This window comes from Streptomyces chrestomyceticus JCM 4735, from assembly GCF_003865135.1.
In the GTDB taxonomy this organism is placed as follows: Bacteria; Actinomycetota; Actinomycetes; order Streptomycetales; family Streptomycetaceae; genus Streptomyces; species Streptomyces chrestomyceticus.
The window spans coordinates 4,759,764-4,775,860 of the sequence record NZ_BHZC01000001.1; the positions used below are offsets into that span (position 1 = coordinate 4,759,764).

General features: G+C 70.5%; 16 protein-coding genes, 2 tRNA genes and 1 pseudogene. 14 read left to right on the top strand and 5 right to left on the bottom strand.

Translation table 11 applies throughout. From position 1 onward, the window contains the following. Positions 1 to 63 precede the first annotated feature (63 nt). The 3 genes from EJG53_RS20440 (at position 64) to EJG53_RS20450 (ending at position 2,003) form a co-directional block, all read left to right on the top strand. A tRNA-Ile gene (locus tag EJG53_RS20440) sits at positions 64 to 140 on the top strand. 188 nt (positions 141 to 328) lie between these two features. Continuing rightward, complete coding sequence (locus EJG53_RS41745; RefSeq protein WP_003958712.1) at positions 329 to 463, top strand: DLW-39 family protein; 135 nt, start codon at positions 329 to 331, stop codon at positions 461 to 463. A 196-nt stretch (positions 464 to 659) separates the two neighbouring features. Then, positions 660 to 2,003, top strand: a complete 1,344-nt coding sequence (locus tag EJG53_RS20450) for a hypothetical protein (protein ID WP_244955241.1) — start codon at positions 660 to 662, stop codon at positions 2,001 to 2,003. A gap of 68 nt (positions 2,004 to 2,071) precedes the next feature. Here EJG53_RS20450 and EJG53_RS20455 read toward each other — a convergent pair whose 3' ends face one another. Continuing rightward, on the bottom strand, positions 2,072 to 3,475 hold the full coding sequence (locus EJG53_RS20455) for a serine/threonine-protein kinase (RefSeq protein WP_371858707.1): 1,404 nt from the start codon (positions 3,473 to 3,475) through the stop codon (positions 2,072 to 2,074). A gap of 76 nt (positions 3,476 to 3,551) precedes the next feature. Next, positions 3,552 to 4,100 carry a helix-turn-helix domain-containing protein gene (locus tag EJG53_RS20460; RefSeq protein ID WP_125046046.1) on the bottom strand — a complete coding sequence of 183 codons (549 nt, stop codon included), beginning with the start codon at positions 4,098 to 4,100 and terminating at the stop codon, positions 3,552 to 3,554. A 129-nt stretch (positions 4,101 to 4,229) separates the two neighbouring features. On the opposite strand from EJG53_RS20460, the gene EJG53_RS20465 reads away from it, so the two are divergent. From EJG53_RS20465 to EJG53_RS20475, 3 genes are all read left to right on the top strand, one after another. Next, positions 4,230 to 4,302 (top strand) — tRNA-Ala (locus tag EJG53_RS20465). A 203-nt stretch (positions 4,303 to 4,505) separates the two neighbouring features. Further along, complete coding sequence (locus EJG53_RS20470; protein ID WP_125046047.1) at positions 4,506 to 4,790, top strand: hypothetical protein; 285 nt, start codon at positions 4,506 to 4,508, stop codon at positions 4,788 to 4,790. Then, positions 4,772 to 5,185: a PIN domain-containing protein gene (locus EJG53_RS20475; RefSeq protein WP_125046048.1), complete on the top strand. Its 414-nt coding sequence runs from the start codon at positions 4,772 to 4,774 to the stop codon at positions 5,183 to 5,185. Before EJG53_RS20470 ends, EJG53_RS20475 begins: the two co-directional genes overlap by 19 nt. Positions 5,186 to 5,356: 171 nt before the next feature. Here the strand turns inward: EJG53_RS20475 and EJG53_RS20480 are convergent. Further along, positions 5,357 to 6,075, bottom strand: a pseudogene (locus EJG53_RS20480) (DUF5324 family protein). 307 nt (positions 6,076 to 6,382) lie between these two features. Here EJG53_RS20480 and EJG53_RS20485 point away from each other — a divergent pair. Both EJG53_RS20485 and EJG53_RS20490 read left to right on the top strand, forming a co-directional pair. Then, a complete protein-coding gene (locus tag EJG53_RS20485; protein WP_125046049.1) occupies positions 6,383 to 6,910 on the top strand; it encodes a peptidylprolyl isomerase in 528 nt (175 codons plus the stop codon). Between the two features lie 167 nt (positions 6,911 to 7,077). After that, on the top strand, positions 7,078 to 7,986 hold the full coding sequence (locus EJG53_RS20490) for a rhomboid family intramembrane serine protease (RefSeq protein ID WP_125046050.1): 909 nt from the start codon (positions 7,078 to 7,080) through the stop codon (positions 7,984 to 7,986). Positions 7,987 to 8,407: 421 nt separating this feature from the next. Here the strand turns inward: EJG53_RS20490 and crgA are convergent, their stop codons facing one another. After that, positions 8,408 to 8,665, bottom strand: coding sequence for a cell division protein CrgA (crgA, locus tag EJG53_RS20495; protein ID WP_030017047.1), 258 nt, complete (start codon positions 8,663 to 8,665; stop codon positions 8,408 to 8,410). A 150-nt stretch (positions 8,666 to 8,815) separates the two neighbouring features. On the opposite strand from crgA, the gene EJG53_RS20500 reads away from it, so the two are divergent. The 6 genes from EJG53_RS20500 (at position 8,816) to EJG53_RS20520 (ending at position 13,827) form a co-directional block, all read left to right on the top strand. Beyond that, complete coding sequence (locus tag EJG53_RS20500; protein ID WP_031007813.1) at positions 8,816 to 9,586, top strand: DUF881 domain-containing protein; 771 nt, start codon at positions 8,816 to 8,818, stop codon at positions 9,584 to 9,586. A gap of 51 nt (positions 9,587 to 9,637) precedes the next feature. Continuing rightward, the gene (locus tag EJG53_RS20505; protein WP_244955242.1) at positions 9,638 to 10,411 is read left to right on the top strand and encodes a class E sortase; all 774 of its coding nucleotides are present in this window, start codon (positions 9,638 to 9,640) and stop codon (positions 10,409 to 10,411) included. A 135-nt stretch (positions 10,412 to 10,546) separates the two neighbouring features. Further along, complete coding sequence (locus tag EJG53_RS43380; protein WP_280526827.1) at positions 10,547 to 10,681, top strand: hypothetical protein; 135 nt, start codon at positions 10,547 to 10,549, stop codon at positions 10,679 to 10,681. Next, complete coding sequence (locus EJG53_RS20510; protein WP_125046051.1) at positions 10,678 to 11,328, top strand: aminodeoxychorismate/anthranilate synthase component II; 651 nt, start codon at positions 10,678 to 10,680, stop codon at positions 11,326 to 11,328. Before EJG53_RS43380 ends, EJG53_RS20510 begins: the two co-directional genes overlap by 4 nt. 287 nt (positions 11,329 to 11,615) lie before the next feature. Further along, complete coding sequence (locus EJG53_RS44180) at positions 11,616 to 13,055, top strand: class E sortase (protein WP_125049471.1); 1,440 nt, start codon at positions 11,616 to 11,618, stop codon at positions 13,053 to 13,055. A gap of 25 nt (positions 13,056 to 13,080) precedes the next feature. Next, positions 13,081 to 13,827 carry a class E sortase gene (locus EJG53_RS20520; RefSeq protein WP_125046052.1) on the top strand — a complete coding sequence of 249 codons (747 nt, stop codon included), beginning with the start codon at positions 13,081 to 13,083 and terminating at the stop codon, positions 13,825 to 13,827. 120 nt (positions 13,828 to 13,947) lie between these two features. Here EJG53_RS20520 and pknB read toward each other — a convergent pair whose 3' ends face one another. Continuing rightward, positions 13,948 to 15,957, bottom strand: coding sequence for a Stk1 family PASTA domain-containing Ser/Thr kinase (gene pknB, locus EJG53_RS20525; RefSeq protein WP_125046053.1), 2,010 nt, complete (start codon positions 15,955 to 15,957; stop codon positions 13,948 to 13,950). Positions 15,958 to 16,097: the final 140 nt, after the last annotated feature.

Genomic DNA, 16,097 nt, shown 5'->3' on the forward strand with positions numbered 1-16,097 from the left:
GGAGGCTCCCGGCGCACGATTTTGGGAATGCCTCTGAAGTGCGCTAATCTTTCGGTGCAGCGCGGGGCTATAGCTCAGACGGTTAGAGCGCTTCCCTGATAAGGAAGAGGCCACAGGTTCAAGTCCTGTTAGCCCCACCAGCGCGACAGAGGTCCTACCGGAGACGGTGGGGCCTCTTTCGCGTCCGGGGTGGTCACGGCCGGGGTGGGCGATGACGGGCCGTGCATCATTGCGCATGGGTCGGGCCCTAGGTCACCGATCGGTATCGGCCGGTGTGTATCATCGGCCCCCAGAGGTCCCCTACGTCAACGAAAGACGAGGTCGCGCGGTGAAGAAGCTTCTCCTGGTCGCACTGGCCGCCATCGGCGGGCTCCTCGTGTACCGCCAGATCCAGGCGGATCGCGCCGAGCAGGATCTGTGGACGGAGGCGACCGACTCCGTGCCCGCAGGTTCGGGTGTGTGAGACGCAGAGCAGTTCGTAGTCAACGTACGTACCCCGGCCACCGTGTGACGGTGACCGGGGTCTCGTGCGTCCGGGGGCGGGACGGCGCACGGCTGGACCGTCCCAGCGGGTTTGCCAAAGCACATAAGTAGCTTGCAAAAGCAAATGTGGTGAGGGGTGGCTCGTGGCAAGGGGGCGTACGCGAAGGGGCGGGTGCGTGGGGAGGCTGGTGCCCGTCCTGGTGCCCGTACTCGTATCCGTACCGGCGCTGGCAGGCGCTGCGGCGGCGGGACCTGCGGACGGTTTACGGAGCAGCCCGCCCGCCTACAGGACGGCGGTCGGCGCCCAGCCCGTACAGGGCACCCAGAGACCGTCCGGCGCGCCGCGGATCGAGCCCGGGACGTACACCGACTCCCTCGCCCGAGGCGACGAGAAGCACTACGCGGTACGGCTGGACGGGAAGTCCAGCGCCTACTTCTCCGCGGTGGCCGCGCCCCGGCCCGGCAGTGAGGTCGCGGACCACACCGACAGCCTGAAGGTCAGCCTCCGCGACGCCGACGGCAACGCCTGTTCCCCCGGCGGGAGTACGGCCTTCCACGGCCGCGGCATGGCGTATCCGATCGCCGACTACGCCACCCGCCGGGCCGACGGCCCGCGCACCAACTGCCAGAAGGCAGGCGCCTACTACTTCGTGGTCAAGCGGGCCGGCAAGGCGGCGGCGCCGGGAGCGGACCGCTGGCCCGTAGAACTCCGCTTCCAGCGCGAACCCGGGGTCACGGGCACACCGCCCGCCCAACCAGCCCCGGGCACCTGGTCCACAGCGACCCCTGCACCGTTGACCGGCGGCACGAAGAAAGAGGCCGACGGCGGCACCGGCTTCAACGACGCCGGGCCGATCGGCAAGGGGGTGTGGCAGGACCGCATCAGGCCGGGGGAGACCCGCTTCTACCGGGTGCCGGTGGACTGGGGACAGCAACTGAGCGTGAGCGTCGAGCTGCCGGGCGGGACGCTGGCGGGTGGTGAAGCCAGGGTGCGCGGGCAGAGCGCGGTGGCCGGCTCGCGGCTCGTCGCCAGCGCGCTGGGACTGGGGGTCTACAACCCGGCGCGCGGCCCGGTCAGCGACACCCGCTTCATCGCGTACGACGGCAAGCCGGCCGCCGCCAGGATCGCCACGGCACCGGTGGCCTACGGCAACCGCTACAACGCCGCCGCACCGGTCAGCGCAATGCGCTTCGCGGGCTCGTACTACCTGGCCGTGTCGCTGCACCCGGACGCCGCGAAGTACTTCGAGAACGGCACCCCGATCACGCTACGCGTCGACCCGGCAGGCCGGCCGCAACGCGGCCCCGACTACCGAGAGAAGACCACCGACTTCTCCGTGTCGCCGCGGCAACGCGCAGCAGCAGACGAAGGCATGACGGCCCGACAGGTCGCGTCGAGCAGCAGGATGCGCGTGCTGGGGTACGGCGGCATCGGCACGGGGGTGGTGCTGCTGCTGGCGCTGGGGGTGTGGGCGGTGGCAGCGCGCTGGAGGGTTGGTGGGGCGCGCGGGCAGCAGTGACGCCGGGAACCTTCAGCTCACGGACAAGGCCCAGACACCGAATGCGATGCACAGCAGCGCCACCACGATCACCGGGACCGCGACCCTAGGCGGAGGCCCCGGACGCCGCTGAGGCACGGCCCGGTGCCGACGGGCCGCAGCGCGTGCGGAGGGCGGCAGCGGCTGCGGGTGGTCGGGGGTGTACGGGCGGGTGTCCGGAGGGCCGGGTGGGAGGTGGCCGTGGGGGTGGGCCGGGGCAAGGGCGGTGGTGTGGTGGGCGGTTGGGGTGCCGCGTAGGGGGCCGGGGGCGGGGTGCCGTCCGGGGTTTCGTACGAGGGCCCGTATGTCCTCCCGTACGCGTTCCCGTGCGAGCTGCCCACCTGCTCCCCATCGGCCCCCTGAGCGCCGCCCTGAGCGTCGTCCTGCGGCCGTACCCCGTCCCGCCCGGTGCCGGACGGTTCCTCGGCGCCCGGGACGCCGGCTGCGGGGTGCTGCGGCGCGGGTATGCCGCTGGAGGGCGGCGCCAAGGGGAAGCCGCCGGTGTCGGACATGCTGACCGGAGGCGTGGCGGGCGCGGGTGGCGTCGACGACGCGTCTCCCGGCTGCTCCGCCCGGAGCGGACCGTCCGGCCCGAACCCGGCAGGCAGCGGCCCGATGTGATCGAAGACCTCGACGGCCTCGTCCTCGATCGTCGCCTCCGGCAGCAGCTCGGCCGCCGCGAGCAGCGCCTTGCGCGCGCCCGCTGCCGTCTTGAAGCGCAGTTCGGGGTCAGGCTGGAGCAGATTCGCCAGCACCTGCCACAGGGGCTCCGCGATGTCCTCGGGAGCCTCCGGGGTGCCGTGCTCGGTGAAGTGCTCGACCAGGCTCTGCGCGTCCGGCTTGGCGCCGGTGAGCAGGTTCACCGCGACCAGGCCGACCGCGAAGAGATCCCCGGGGAAGTCGGGCTCGGCACCCAGCATCTGCTCCGGCGCGAAGTAACCGGGCGTACCCACCACGTAATTGGCGTCGGTCAGCCGCGGCTCGCCCTTGCGCATCGCGATGCCGAAGTCGGACAGCCGCACGTGCGGCCGGCCGGTCCCGGTCGACTCCAGCAGGACGTTCGCGGGCTTGATGTCGCGGTGCACGATGCCTTCCGCGTGGACCGCGGTCAGCCCCGACAGCAACTGGTCGAGCAGGACACACACCAGGCGCGGCGGCAGCGGCCCGTAGTCCCCCACGAGGTGGGCCAGCGAACCGCCGTGCACCAGGTCCATGGTGAACAGGACCTTGTCGTCGTCCGCGGCCCAGCTCGCGGGGGCCAGCACATGCGGGTGGTCGATCCGTACGGCCTGTTCGCGGACGAACCGCAGCAGCGTGTGCGCGTCGCTCTGCTGCAGCACCTTGGCCGCCACGTAACGGCGCCGCCGCTGGTCCCAGGCGCGCCACACGGCTCCCACGCCGCCCCGCCCGATCGGGTCGATCAGCTCGTACCGACCGGCGAAGACCTCACCCATTGCGCCCCGTCCGCCTACCGAACCACCGAACTGCCCGACTTCCGGGGGCCTTCGCGCGCCCCCGGCCGCTCGCCGTCTAACTCTGGTGGGCCTCGTAGTGGGAGACCGCGTCCGCAGTGCGCCCCGCTCCGTAGACCCTGAGGAACTCTGCCAGTTCGGGGTGGGTGGGGGCGAGGGTGTTCGCGGCGTCGATGATGTCGCCGGCGGCCGAAACCGAGCGCAACAGCGACTGGATCTCGCGCACCACGCGCCGTACGGTCGTCGCCCCGGTGGACGACGCGGTCTGCGCGGTGTTGTTGAGCACCGACCCGCCCGCGGTCTTCTTGATCTCGTCCATCCGGTCGGTGGCCTCGGCGGCGCTCACACTGCCGTCCGCCACCTGACCGGCCAGCTCCTGGAGGGCCTGCACCCGTTGGACGACGGCCGGGTTCCCGATCTTGGCCCGCTGGCCGCTCATGAGCTGTGACAGCATGGGCGCGGAGAGTCCCAGTACGGAGGCGAGACGGGCCTGATTGAGGCCGAGATCGTCGATGAGACGGCGGAACAGCGCTCCCAGGGGCTCGCCGTACCAGCTGCGCTGCAGCTCCCGAGCGCGCGCGGTGGCTTCTTGCTGTGCTGCGTCCATGGCGTCTCCCCTGTCTCCCCGATCGCGCTTCGCTGCCGCGAATCTCGCGAAGCATCCTACGGAGAGCACCTGTGCGCGGCGATACCCGGTCGGGAAACGTCCCGGGCACCGGGTACCCTGGTTCGCGACGGGGCCTTAGCTCAGTTGGTAGAGCGCTGTCTTTGCATGGCAGATGTCAGGGGTTCGACTCCCCTAGGCTCCACATGGTCAGACCTCCTGACCTGCAGGAATGCAGGTCAGGAGGTCTTTTTTTGTGCGTGCTCCGGTCGGCGTACCGGAGTGGTGGTGCCGAGGTGGTCCTGCGGCGGGCCGGGGCTGCGCGGCTCGGGCTTCGCTCCCCGCTCCGTCCCCCGACGGAAGCGGAGCGACTTTCTGGTTTCCTACTCGTTTGACACAATGGGGGCCATGTCTGAATCGGCGTACAACATCGGTGAGGGACCGGCGACTCGGGTCAGTCTGTCCCTGCCCGAGGGGACCGCGGAGGCGATCCGGTCCCGGGTCGGTAAGCGGGAGTTCTCCGCGTTCATCTCCGCGGCCGTCGAGCGGGAGCTGCGGGGGCAGGTGCTGGACGAGTACCTGGCCGACTACGAGAACCGCAAGGGGCCGGTGTCCGAGCAGGCACAACAGCGCGCGCGGCAGGTGTTCGACGAGGTGTTCGCAGAGGAAGGCCAGTGGCCCGCCGCAAGCTGACTCATGAGGGGACCCTGGTCCTGGACAGCGAAGGGCTCTCCAAGCTGCTCGCTGACGACGAGACCGTGGTGGCCCTGGTCGCGGAGGCGCGTTCACGCGGCATGGAAGTGGTGATCTGCGCGCTCACCATCATCGAGGCCGTGCATGCCCGTACCGACACGGCGCGGCTGAGGTGGTTGCTGTCCGGCCTTCGCGTGATCCCGGTAGGGGATGAGGAGGCCAAGGCGGCTTCGGCCCTGTTGACGGGGGCCGGGCTGCACGGTCACCAATACGCCATCGACGCGGCGGTGGCCGAGGGCGCGCTTCGGCAGCGACGGCCTGTTGTCATGCTGACCTCGGATGCCGACGACATGACCAAGCTCTGTGGGGGACGGGTCCGTCTCGTCGCTGTGTGAACTGACGGCGCACCGGCCCCCGACGCTCAGGGGGAGAGCGCGAAGCCGCCACCATCTCCCCCCCAACGCCCAACGGCCCGTGCCGCGCTCCTCATTGGGCGCTGCGGCGCGGGCCGGGTGGGGTCCGGAGACTTCGGGGGCGGGGGTGTCGCCGGAGAGGGCACGGGCGGGTCAGGGCTTGGGGCCGCCGCGTTCCTCTGCTTCGGCTTCGGCCTGTTTGGCCTGGACCTCCGGGTCCAGGGCGGCCGCCTCCGCGGTGCCGTCGACGGCGGTCAGGGTGGCGCGTTCGTTGACCTCGGTGGGGCGGGGGGCTCGACCAGCCAGTCCGGGTTGGCCTGCTTGTCCCACCACTTCCAGGCGGCGTAGGCGCCTCCGGCGAGGAGACCCACGATCGCGATGCGCTTGGCGGCCTTGCCGGCGCGGCGACGGCGGTTGTGCTTCTTGACGAGCTTCTCGATCTCCTTGGCCGACACCTGGCCGCGGAGGGCCGCGATGGCGGCCGTGCCACGGGCCACGGCCTGCTCGCGGACCGGTTCCGCGGCGGCGCGTGCGCTGTGCACGGCGTGCTCGACGCGCGGGGCGGTGTAGTCGGCGGCCTGGCGGGCCGCCTTGCGGGTGCGCTCGGCGGCACGGCTCGCGGCCGCGTCGACCTTCGGCGGCAGGGCGCCGCGGGCGTGCTCGATGCGCGGCTGCAGGTGGGCGTCGTACTGGCTGCGGGCCTGGTGAGCGGCCTCGGCCACCTTGGGTGCCAGTCGCGTGCGGGCCTCGTGCGCGTAGTGCGTGGCGGTGTCCTTGGCCGTACCGGCATACGGAGCCACCACCTCCGCCGCGTGTCGCACGCTGTCCTTGGCCGAACTGGTCGCCGCGCGCACGCTGTCCTTGCGGGTCACGGGATCCTCCTCCTCGGTGGCGTGTCCGGGGGGCTCGGGGGTTGTCCCCCGATGTCTGCTGTGTCGCCTGTCCACCCGGTTCAAGATCATGCCTGCTCACACGACATACGGCATGTGCGGGCGGGCATCCGGGTCATTGGGGCCATACGGAGCCTTGCGATGACAATGCCACGGTTTTCCGGGCCGTGCGCCGGTTCGGCGGGTACTGGTGGCGGAAAGGGGAAACGAACGCGGCGGTGTCCGGGTGCGGGGCACACGTCCATGCGAGGATCGGGAACCGTCAGTGCAGACTTATGGAAGGTAGATCGTGGCTGAAGAGCTCTACGCCACCCTGAAGACCAATCAGGGCGACATCGAGATTCGGCTCCTGCCGAACCACGCCCCGACGACGGTGAAGAACTTCGTCGAACTCGCCAAGGGCGAGCGCGAGTGGACCCACCCGGCGACCGGCAAGAAGTCCACGGAGAAGCTGTACGACGGCACCGTCTTCCACCGGGTGATCAGCGGCTTCATGATCCAGGGCGGCGACCCGCTGGGCAACGGCACCGGCGGCCCGGGGTACGAGTTCAAGGACGAGTTCCACCCGGACCTGTCCTTCAACAAGCCGTACCTGCTCGCCATGGCCAACGCCGGCCCGGGCACCAACGGCTCGCAGTTCTTCATCACGGTCTCCCCGACCACCTGGCTGACCGGCAAGCACACCATCTTCGGCGAGGTCACCACCGACGCGGGCAAGAAGGTCGTGGACGCCATCGCGGCGACGCAGACCAACCCGCGTACGGACCGCCCGGTCAACGACGTCGTGATCGAGTCGGTCGTCGTCGAGACCCGCTGACGCGCGGTACCGCGCCACCGCGGACGTCCGGTCCGGCGAGCCCGCAGCGGCCCCGGACCGCGGACCCGCGGGAACCATTGCGCCCCGCCCGGTCGTAGATCGGGTGGGGCGCGCACTTCGTCGTGCGGTGACGTCCGCACGGATTCGGACGAGGGACCGAGGGGACCATGGACCAGGCGCCGGGCAGCCCGCAGGAGCCGCAGGACGCACGGCCGGGCGACGCCGCGCCCGGCTGCTACCGCCATCCGGACCGCGCGACGGGCATCAGCTGTACGCGCTGCGAGCGGCCCGTCTGCCCCGAGTGCATGGTCAGCGCGTCGGTCGGGTTCCAGTGCCCGGACTGCGTACGCGGCGGCAGCGGCACGGGCCGTCCGGCGCAGGCCACCGCTCCCCGGACGATCGCGGGCGGCTCGCTCGCCGCGGACACCCGCCTGGTCACCAAGATCCTGCTCGGCATCAACGTCGCGGTGTTCATCGCGGTGCTGGCGGTGGGCGACAGCCTGGTCCAGGACCTGGAGATGATCGGCGGGGCGTTCGTCCCCGAGGACCTGACATTCATCGGCGTCGCCGAGGGTGAGTTCTACCGCCTGCTGACGGCGGCGTTCCTGCACCAGGAGCCGATGCACATCATCTTCAACATGCTGTCGCTGTGGTGGCTGGGCCCGCCGCTGGAGGCGGCCCTTGGCCGGGTCCGCTTCATCGGGCTCTACCTGCTCTCCGCGCTCGGCGGCAGCGCCCTGTCGTACCTGCTCGCCGCGCAGAACCAGCCGTCGCTGGGGGCGTCCGGCGCGGTCTTCGGGCTGCTCGGCGCGACGGCCATACTGATGCGCCGCCTGAACTACGACATGCGGCCCGTGCTGATCCTGCTGGCGCTCAACCTGGTCTTCACGTTCGCGTGGCCCAACATCGCGTGGCAGGCGCATGTCGGCGGGCTGGTCGTGGGCGCGGCCGTGACGTACGGGATGGTGCACGCGCCGCGGGAGCGGCGGGCGCTGGTGCAGGGGCTGACGTTCGCGGTGGCGTTCCTGGCGATCGTCGCGGTGGTGTGGGTGCGGACCGTCCAGCTCGTGGGGTGAGCGGGGCGGCGGGCGCCGGAGTGCGGGTTTCGCGGTCCGCCGTGTGCGGTACGCGGTTGTCCCGTACCGGTCCGTGAGGTCCTTCGGGTACGCGTTGTCCACGCTCCGGGTACGGGTTGTCCACAGCGGGTGGCGGATCTTGTGCACCGAGTGGGGAACGTGTGTTCCGGCCTGCACAAAGACGCGTTTTCCCAGGAAGAACGGGGCGTCACGGTGGCCAGGGGGACGGACCGCTGGTCACACCGGCGTCAACGGCCGGGAAGTTATCCACAGATCTTCTGAAGTTTTCCCCGGCTGTGGATAACTGTGTGGATGGCCTTGGGCAGGGCTTGCGTGTCGGTGCCTGCGCGGGGCCGAAAAGCAGGCCGGCCGGCCCCGACGACCGGTGTCACCGGTTATCGGGGACGGAGTCCGTTCCGGATTACTTCCACTGGGTGGACACGCCGAAGCCCACCGCGATGAAGCCGAACCCGCACACGATGTTCCAGTTGCCCATCGCCTTGACGGGCATGTCGCCCCCGGTCACGTAGAAGAGCACGATCCACACCAGACCGATCAGGAACAGCGCGAGCATCACCGGGGCGACCCAGCCCCGGCCGGAGCTCATGCGCAGACTGGTCGTCTGCTTCGCCGGCGGCGGCGTGAAGTCGTCCTTCTTGCGGATCCGTGACTTCGGCACGAGGAACTCTCCTGTCGATGATCTGCGTGACCGCACTGAGGGCGGATGATGCATGACGCGGGCCGGGCGGGGACGCGACGGGGAGCGGATTCCCTCCCCGGGCGTCCGTTAGCGTAGTGCTTCCGCGGCGTCGTAAGGAGCAAGGGTACGTTGAGCACTTCCGCTGACTCCCCCGGCCGCCCGCCGCGCCGCCGCCTGCGGCCGGTGCGCCTGCTGACCCTGGGCGTCTTCGCGCTCGCCGGGCTGATCTTCTGGCTGAGCTTCGACACCGCGCGCGGCACGGACCTGCGCTCCGACGACTCGATGCTGCGGCTGTCCGACCTCATCCAGGAACGCAGCCACAAGAACGGCGCGCACGACGAGCGCAACGCCGCGCTGCGCGACGAGGTCGACACCCTCGCGCACCAGGACAGCGGCAACTCGGCGGCCGAGAACGCCAGGCTGGCGGCGCTGGAGAAGAACGCGGGCACCAAGCCGGTCGACGGCCAGGGCCTGACCGTCACCCTCACCGACGCCCCGCCGAACGCCACCGCGAAGATCCCCGGCGTGCCGGAGCCGCAGCCCAACGACCTGGTCATCCACCAGCAGGACCTGCAGGCCGTGGTCAACGCGCTGTGGCAGGGCGGTGCCAAGGGCATCCGTGTCATGGACCAGCGGCTGATCTCCACCAGCGCGGTGCGCTGCGTGGGCAACACCCTGATCCTCCAGGGCCGCGTCTACTCGCCGCCGTACAAGGTCACCGCCGTCGGCGACCGCGAGAAGCTGAGCAGGGCGCTGACCGCCTCGCCGGCCATCCAGAACTACATGCAGTACGTCAACGCCTACGGGCTCGGCTGGAAAGTCGACCAGCACGAGACGGTGACTCTGCCCGGCTACTCCGGCACAGTGGATCTCCACTACGCACAGCCTGTGAAGCCGTGACCCGCCGGCCGCCCGCACCGGCGCCGGCGGCCGGGGAGGGGGCGGTCCGCGATGACGGCACGGTCCAGGGCGGTGGTGCGGTCCGGGACGGGAGGCCGGCCCGGCGGGGGGAGGCGGCCCGGCACGGCGGCGCGGCTGGTCGTACGGACGTTCAGCGAAGTGTGCGTCACCGTCGGCACGCTGATCGTTCTCTTCGTGGTGTACGTCCTGTTCTGGACCGGCGTACGGGCGGACAGCGCGATGGACAGTGAGATCGGCGCACTCCAGGACCGGTGGTCCACCGGCCCGGTCGCCTCCGCGTCGCCGGACGGTGCCACCGGGCAGCCCGACAAGGCCGGGAGATCACCGCGGTACGAGAACGGCAAGTCCTTCGCCGTGATGTACATCCCGCGGTTCGGCGCCGACTGGAGCAAGCCCGTACTGGAGGGCACCGGGACGGACGTCCTGAAGAAGGGCCTGGGGCACTACGACCGCACCGCACGGCTCGGCGCGACGGGAAACTTCGCGGTCGCCGGGCACCGCCGCACCTACGGCGACCCGTTCAAGGACTTCCCCGAACTGCGGCCGGGCGACGCGGTGGTGCTCACGGACGGCGCGACCTGGTTCACGTACCGGATCGACCGGCGCCCCTGGACGACGCTGCCCACCGACATCGGGGTGATCGACCCCGTACCCCGCAAATCGGGATACAACGGTCCTGGTCGCTATCTCACCCTGACGACCTGCGAGCCGGAGTGGGGCCACAGCCACCGGCTGATCGTCTGGGCGCACCTGGATTCCACCCAACCCGTGGAGCGCGGACGGCCGTCGGCTTTGACCGGCTGATCCCCCGGCCGCCGCCCTCGCCCTTTAGTCTGGTGGAGCGATCGACATCGATCGACACGGTCATCGTCATCGGCAAGTAGGGGCAGCGACAGCATGTACGGCTGGATCTGGCGGCATCTGCCGGGGAACGCATGGGTGAGGGCGCTGATCTCCCTCGTGCTGGTGCTGGCGATCGTCTATGTGCTCTTCCAGTACGTCTTCCCGTGGGCGGAGCCGCTGCTCCCCTTCAACGACGTCACGGTCGACCGAGGGATGGGAACCGTCCGATGACCGCAAGGATCCTCGTGGTCGACAACTACGACAGCTTTGTCTTCAACCTCGTCCAGTACCTCTACCAACTCGGCGCCGAGTGCGAGGTGCTGCGCAACGACGAGGTCGAGCTGCGGCACGCGCAGGACGGCTTCGACGGCGTCCTGCTCTCGCCCGGGCCCGGCGCCCCCGAGCAGGCGGGCGTCTGCGTCGACATGGTCCGGCACTGCGCCGACACGGGCGTGCCGGTCTTCGGGGTCTGTCTCGGGCTGCAGTCGATGGCGGTCGCCTACGGCGGTGTCGTGGGCCGGGCGCCCGAACTGCTGCACGGCAAGACGTCGCTGGTCTCCCACGAGGGCGCGGGCGTCTTCCAGGGTCTGCCCACCCCCTTCACCGCCACCCGTTACCACTCCCTGGCCGTGCAGCCCGGCACCGTTCCCGACGAGATGGTGGTCACCGCCTGGACGGGCGACGACGCCGAGACCGGTGTGGCGATGGGGCTGCGGCACCGGGAACTTCCCGTCGAAGGCGTCCAGTTCCACCCCGAGTCGGTCCTGACCGAGTGGGGCCACCGGATGCTCGCCAACTGGCTGGTGGAGTGCGGCGACTCCGGTGCGGTGGAGCGTTCGGCGGGGCTTGCCCCGGTGGTCGGCAAGGTCGGCGCGTGACTGACCTCCGTCCCGAGCGCGAGGGGAGGTCCTACGAGCCGTCGCGTGACGCCGACGGTTCGTACGACCGTGCGGCGTTCGAGGCGGCCGTCGGGCGGCTGGACGACCCGCTGACGGACCCGCTCCCCGGCCGTCCGCCGGCGCGGGAGCCGCAGCCGGGCCGACCGGGCACCGGGCGGGACGAACGTCCGCGGCCGGAGCGGCCCGCCGGGGCGGAGCGGCCGACCGGGTCGGAGTGGCCGGCGCAGTCCGGGCAGCCCTCACAGCCTGGGCAGCCGGTACAGCCGATGCGGTCCCCTCAGCCTGGGCAGCCTTCGCAGTCCGGGCAGCCCGCCTCCGGGCGGAGCGGTTCTCCGTGGTTCCGGCCGCATCAGGCCCCGGCGGCGCCTCCCGCGCCGCAGCAGGGCCAGGACCGGGGCCGCGGGATACCCGGACCGGACCGGACCACGGCGCCCCCGTACGGGCAGGGCCAGGTGCCCGCTCACACGGCTGCACCGAACCCGGCTCCGTACCCGGCTCCCGAACCGGCCCTGAACCCGAACCCGGCTCCGTACCCGGCTCCCGAACCGGCCCTGAACCCGAACCCGTCTCCGGCCGCGAGCCCGGCTCCGCCCCCGGGACCGGCCACGGCTCCCGTGCCCGCCCCCGCTCCCGCGCCGGACCCGTTCCTCAACCCGTCCCTGGACCCGCCGTACGTACCGGGCCCGGTCGGCACCGACGGTCCGGATCCGGCGTACGACGCCGAGACCATGGCACTCCGTCAGGCTGCGGAGCCAGTTGGCGAACACGGCGGGCCGGACGTTGTTTCACGTGAAACAGAGCCCGCAGAGCCCCAGGCGTCAGCTCCCGGCTCGTCGGCTTCCACGCCACCGGCGACCGGTGGCCGCGCCGCACGCCGTAAAGCCGCCCAGGAGGCCGCCAAGCGCGGTAACAGGCGCGCACGGCGTGGTTCCCCTTCGACCGGTGCGAACGCCTCGTCCTCGACCGCTGGGACGCCTTCCGCGCCCATGACGCGGATGGAGGCACGCCGCGCCGAACGCGCCGGCAAGGAGAGCCCGGGCATCATCGTCAGCCGCGCCGTGGGCGAGGTGTTCATCACCCTCGGCGTGCTGATGCTGCTCTTCGTCACCTACCAGTTGTGGTGGACGAACGTGCTGGCGCACCAGCAGGCGGGCGGCACCGCCAGCAACCTGGAGCACGAGTGGGACGAGGGCGGCGAGGACCGCAAGCCCGACGCCTTCTCGCCCGGTCAGGGCTTCGCGATCATGTATATCCCCAAGCTGGACGTGAAGGTCCCGATCGCCGAGGGCATCAGCAAGCCCGCGGTGCTGGACCGCGGCATGATCGGCCACTACGACAAGAACAGCGTGCAGACCGCGATGCCCTGGGACAAGCAGGGCAACTTCGCGGTGGCCGGGCACCGCAACACCCACGGTGAGCCGTTCCGCTACATCAACAAGCTGGTCAAGGGCGACAAGATCGTCGTCGAGACGCGCAGCACGTACTACACGTACACGATGGAGAGCATCCTGCCGCAGACCTCGCCGCGGGACATCGCGGTGCTCGACCCGGTGCCCAGGCGGTCCGGATTCACCCGCCCCGGCCGCTACCTCACGCTGACGACCTGCACCCCCGAATTCACCAGTACCTTCCGGATGATCGTCTGGGGCAAGATGGTCGAGGAGCGGCCGCGGAGCAAGGGCAAGCCGGATGCGCTCGTCAGCTGAGCGAACGTAAGAGGGGTACCACGCGGTGACTGCCACCGGACACGACGAGGACACCGGCACGGCGGCGGAGCCGCCGGCGTCCACGCCGCCGCGCCGCCTGCGCGGGCGCATCGCCGCCGTCGTCAGCGTCGTCGGAGAGCTGCTGATCACGGCGGGGCTGATCCTGGCCCTCTTCGTCGTCTACTCGCTGTGGTGGACGAACGTCCTCGCCGACCGCGAGGCGCACAAGCAGGGCGACACGGTGCGCAAGAACTGGGCACAGGCGCCGAAGGGCCCCGGCGCGCTCGACACCAAGGACGGCATCGGCTTCCTGCACGTCCCGGCGATGAAGAACGGCGAGGTGCTGGTCAAGAAGGGCATCGACCCCGACGTCCTGAACGAGGGCGTGGCCGGTTACTACACCGAGCCCGTCAAGTCGGCCCTTCCGCAGGACAAGAAGGGCAACTTCTCGCTCGCCGCACACCGGGACGGGCACGGCGCGAAGTTCCACAACATCGACAAGCTCAAGGAAGGCGATCCGATCGTCTTCGAGTCCAAGGACACGTGGTACATCTACAAGGTCTACGCGTCCCTGGACGAGACCTCGAAGTACAACGTCGACGTCCTGGACGAGGTCCCCAAGGAGTCCGGCAAGCGCAAGCCGGGCCGCTACATCACGCTGACGACCTGCACGCCGGTGTACACCTCCACGTACCGCTACATCGTCTGGGGCGAGCTGGAGCGCACCGAGAAGGTCGACGCCGAGCGCACCCCGCCGAAGGAACTGCGCTGAGGGCGGCACTGGCCCTCACGGGACGGTACTGATCCCGGGCCCGTACCGCCCCCGCACACGGCAAAGCCCCGGCACCCGAGAAGGGCGCCGGGGCTTTCCCGTGCGGCGACGGTTTCCCCGTCAGTGCTTGTTGTGCCGCCCCCACCAGCCTCCTATGACGCCGCCACCGTCGTCACCGCTGTCGTCGTCCCCGGTGGGGGCGCCCATCGTGGTGAGCGTCACCGTCGTGGAGCCGGGGGCGGACGGGGTGTTGGGCTGCGGGTCCTGGCTGACCACGCGGGCCTTGTCGTCCTGCGAGCTGCCGCCCGCGAACTGGATGTTCGTGAAGCCGGCGTCCTGCAGGGCCTTCTTGGCGTCCTTGACGGACTGACCGATGACGGCGGGCACCGGCTTCTGCTCGGCGGCCTTGCCGACGGTCAGCGTGATCGTGGAGCCGTTCCGGGCCTGCGCGTTGCCGTCCGGGGACTGCGCGGTGACCTTGCCGACCTGGTTCGGGTCGGAGACCTCCTGCTCGTTCTTGCTGACCTGGAAGCCGAGGTCGGTGAGCTGCTTCTGCGCGGTGTTGAAGTCCTGACCGGTCACCGGCGGCACCGTCGTCGTGGGCGACTTCTTGGCGACCACCAGCGTGATCTTGGTCTTCTTGGTGCCCTCGCTCTGGCCCTTGGGGTCCTGGTCGACGACCGTGCCCTCCGGGCGCTCCGAGACCCGCTCGGTCTTCTGGACGTCCTCGAAGCCCTTGTTCTTCAGGTCGTCCTTCGCCTTCTCGAAGGTCAGCCCCGTGACGTCCGGGATGGTGACCTTCTCCGGCCCGGTGCAGAGCGTCACCGTCACCGTCTCGTCCTTGGCGACCGTGCCGCCGGCGGCCGGTTCCTGCTTGGTGATCTGGTCCTTCTCGACGTTCTCGCAGGCGGTGCTGCCGCCCTTGGAGACCTTGAAGCCGCCGTTGACCCCGGCCGCCTTGGCCTGTTCCAGGGTCTTCCCCGTCAGCTCCGGCACCTTCACGTCGCTGTTGGTGTTCGTGCTGCTGAACATCGCCTTGCCGATGAAGATCGCACCGGCCAGGACGAGGATGCCCGCGACGACGAGCAGGATCGTGGAGGTGTGCTTCTTCTTCTGGCCGCCACCGCCGCGGCGCCGGTCGGGCCGCTCGTCGTAGCCGTAACCGCCGTCGTCCGGGTTCATCGGCGGCAGCATCGACGTCTGGCCGGCCGGGTCCTGCGGGCGCAGCATCGCCGTCGGCTGGTCCTGGTCGTAGCCGGCCGCGCCGAGGGCGGCGGTCGCCGCGACCGGCTGCCCGTCGAGGGCCGCCTCGATGTCGGCGCGCATCTCGTCCGCCGACTGGTAGCGGTAGTCGGGGTCCTTGACCAGCGCCTTCAGGACGATGGCGTCCATCTCGGGGGTGATCTCGGGGTCGAAGTTGCTCGGCGGCTGCGGCTCTTCCCGTACGTGCTGGTAAGCCACGGCGACGGGTGAGTCGCCGACGAAGGGCGGCCGCACGGTGAGCAGTTCGTAGAGCAGACAGCCGGTCGAGTACAGGTCGGAGCGGGCGTCGACCTGCTCGCCCTTGGCCTGCTCGGGCGAGAGGTACTGCGCCGTGCCGATGACCGCGGCGGTCTGCGTCATCGTCATGCCGGCGTCGCCCATCGCACGGGCGATGCCGAAGTCCATGACCTTCACCTGGCCGGTGCGGGTCAGCATGACGTTGGCCGGCTTGATGTCACGGTGGACGATGCCGGCCCGGTGGGAGTACTCCAGCGCCTGGAGCACGCCGATGGTCATCTCCAGCGACCGTTCGGGCAGCAGCTTGCGGCCGGAGTGCAGCAGCTCACGCAGGGTGGAGCCGTCGACGTACTCCATGACGATGTACGGGATGGAGACGCCGTCGACGTAGTCCTCGCCGGTGTCGTACACCGCGACGATCGACGGGTGGTTCAGCGAGGCGGCCGACTGGGCCTCACGGCGGAACCGGGCCTGGAAGGACGGGTCGCGGGCGAGGTCCACGCGCAGCGTCTTCACAGCGACGGTGCGGCCCAGGCGGGTGTCGTGCGCGAGGTAGACCTCGGCCATGCCACCGCGGCCGAGCACCGAGCCCAGCTCGTACCGGCCGCCGAGGCGACGCGGCTCTTCCATAAGCTTCTCCAGCCCTCTCCGTCAGTCCCGACCGCACCCGTGTGTGGTCCGGCGGTGTGCTGTTCGGGCATACCGTACCCGGCACGCCGTGCGGGGCCCGGTCGCGACCGGCACCTGATATCCGACCGGTATTGGCGTGA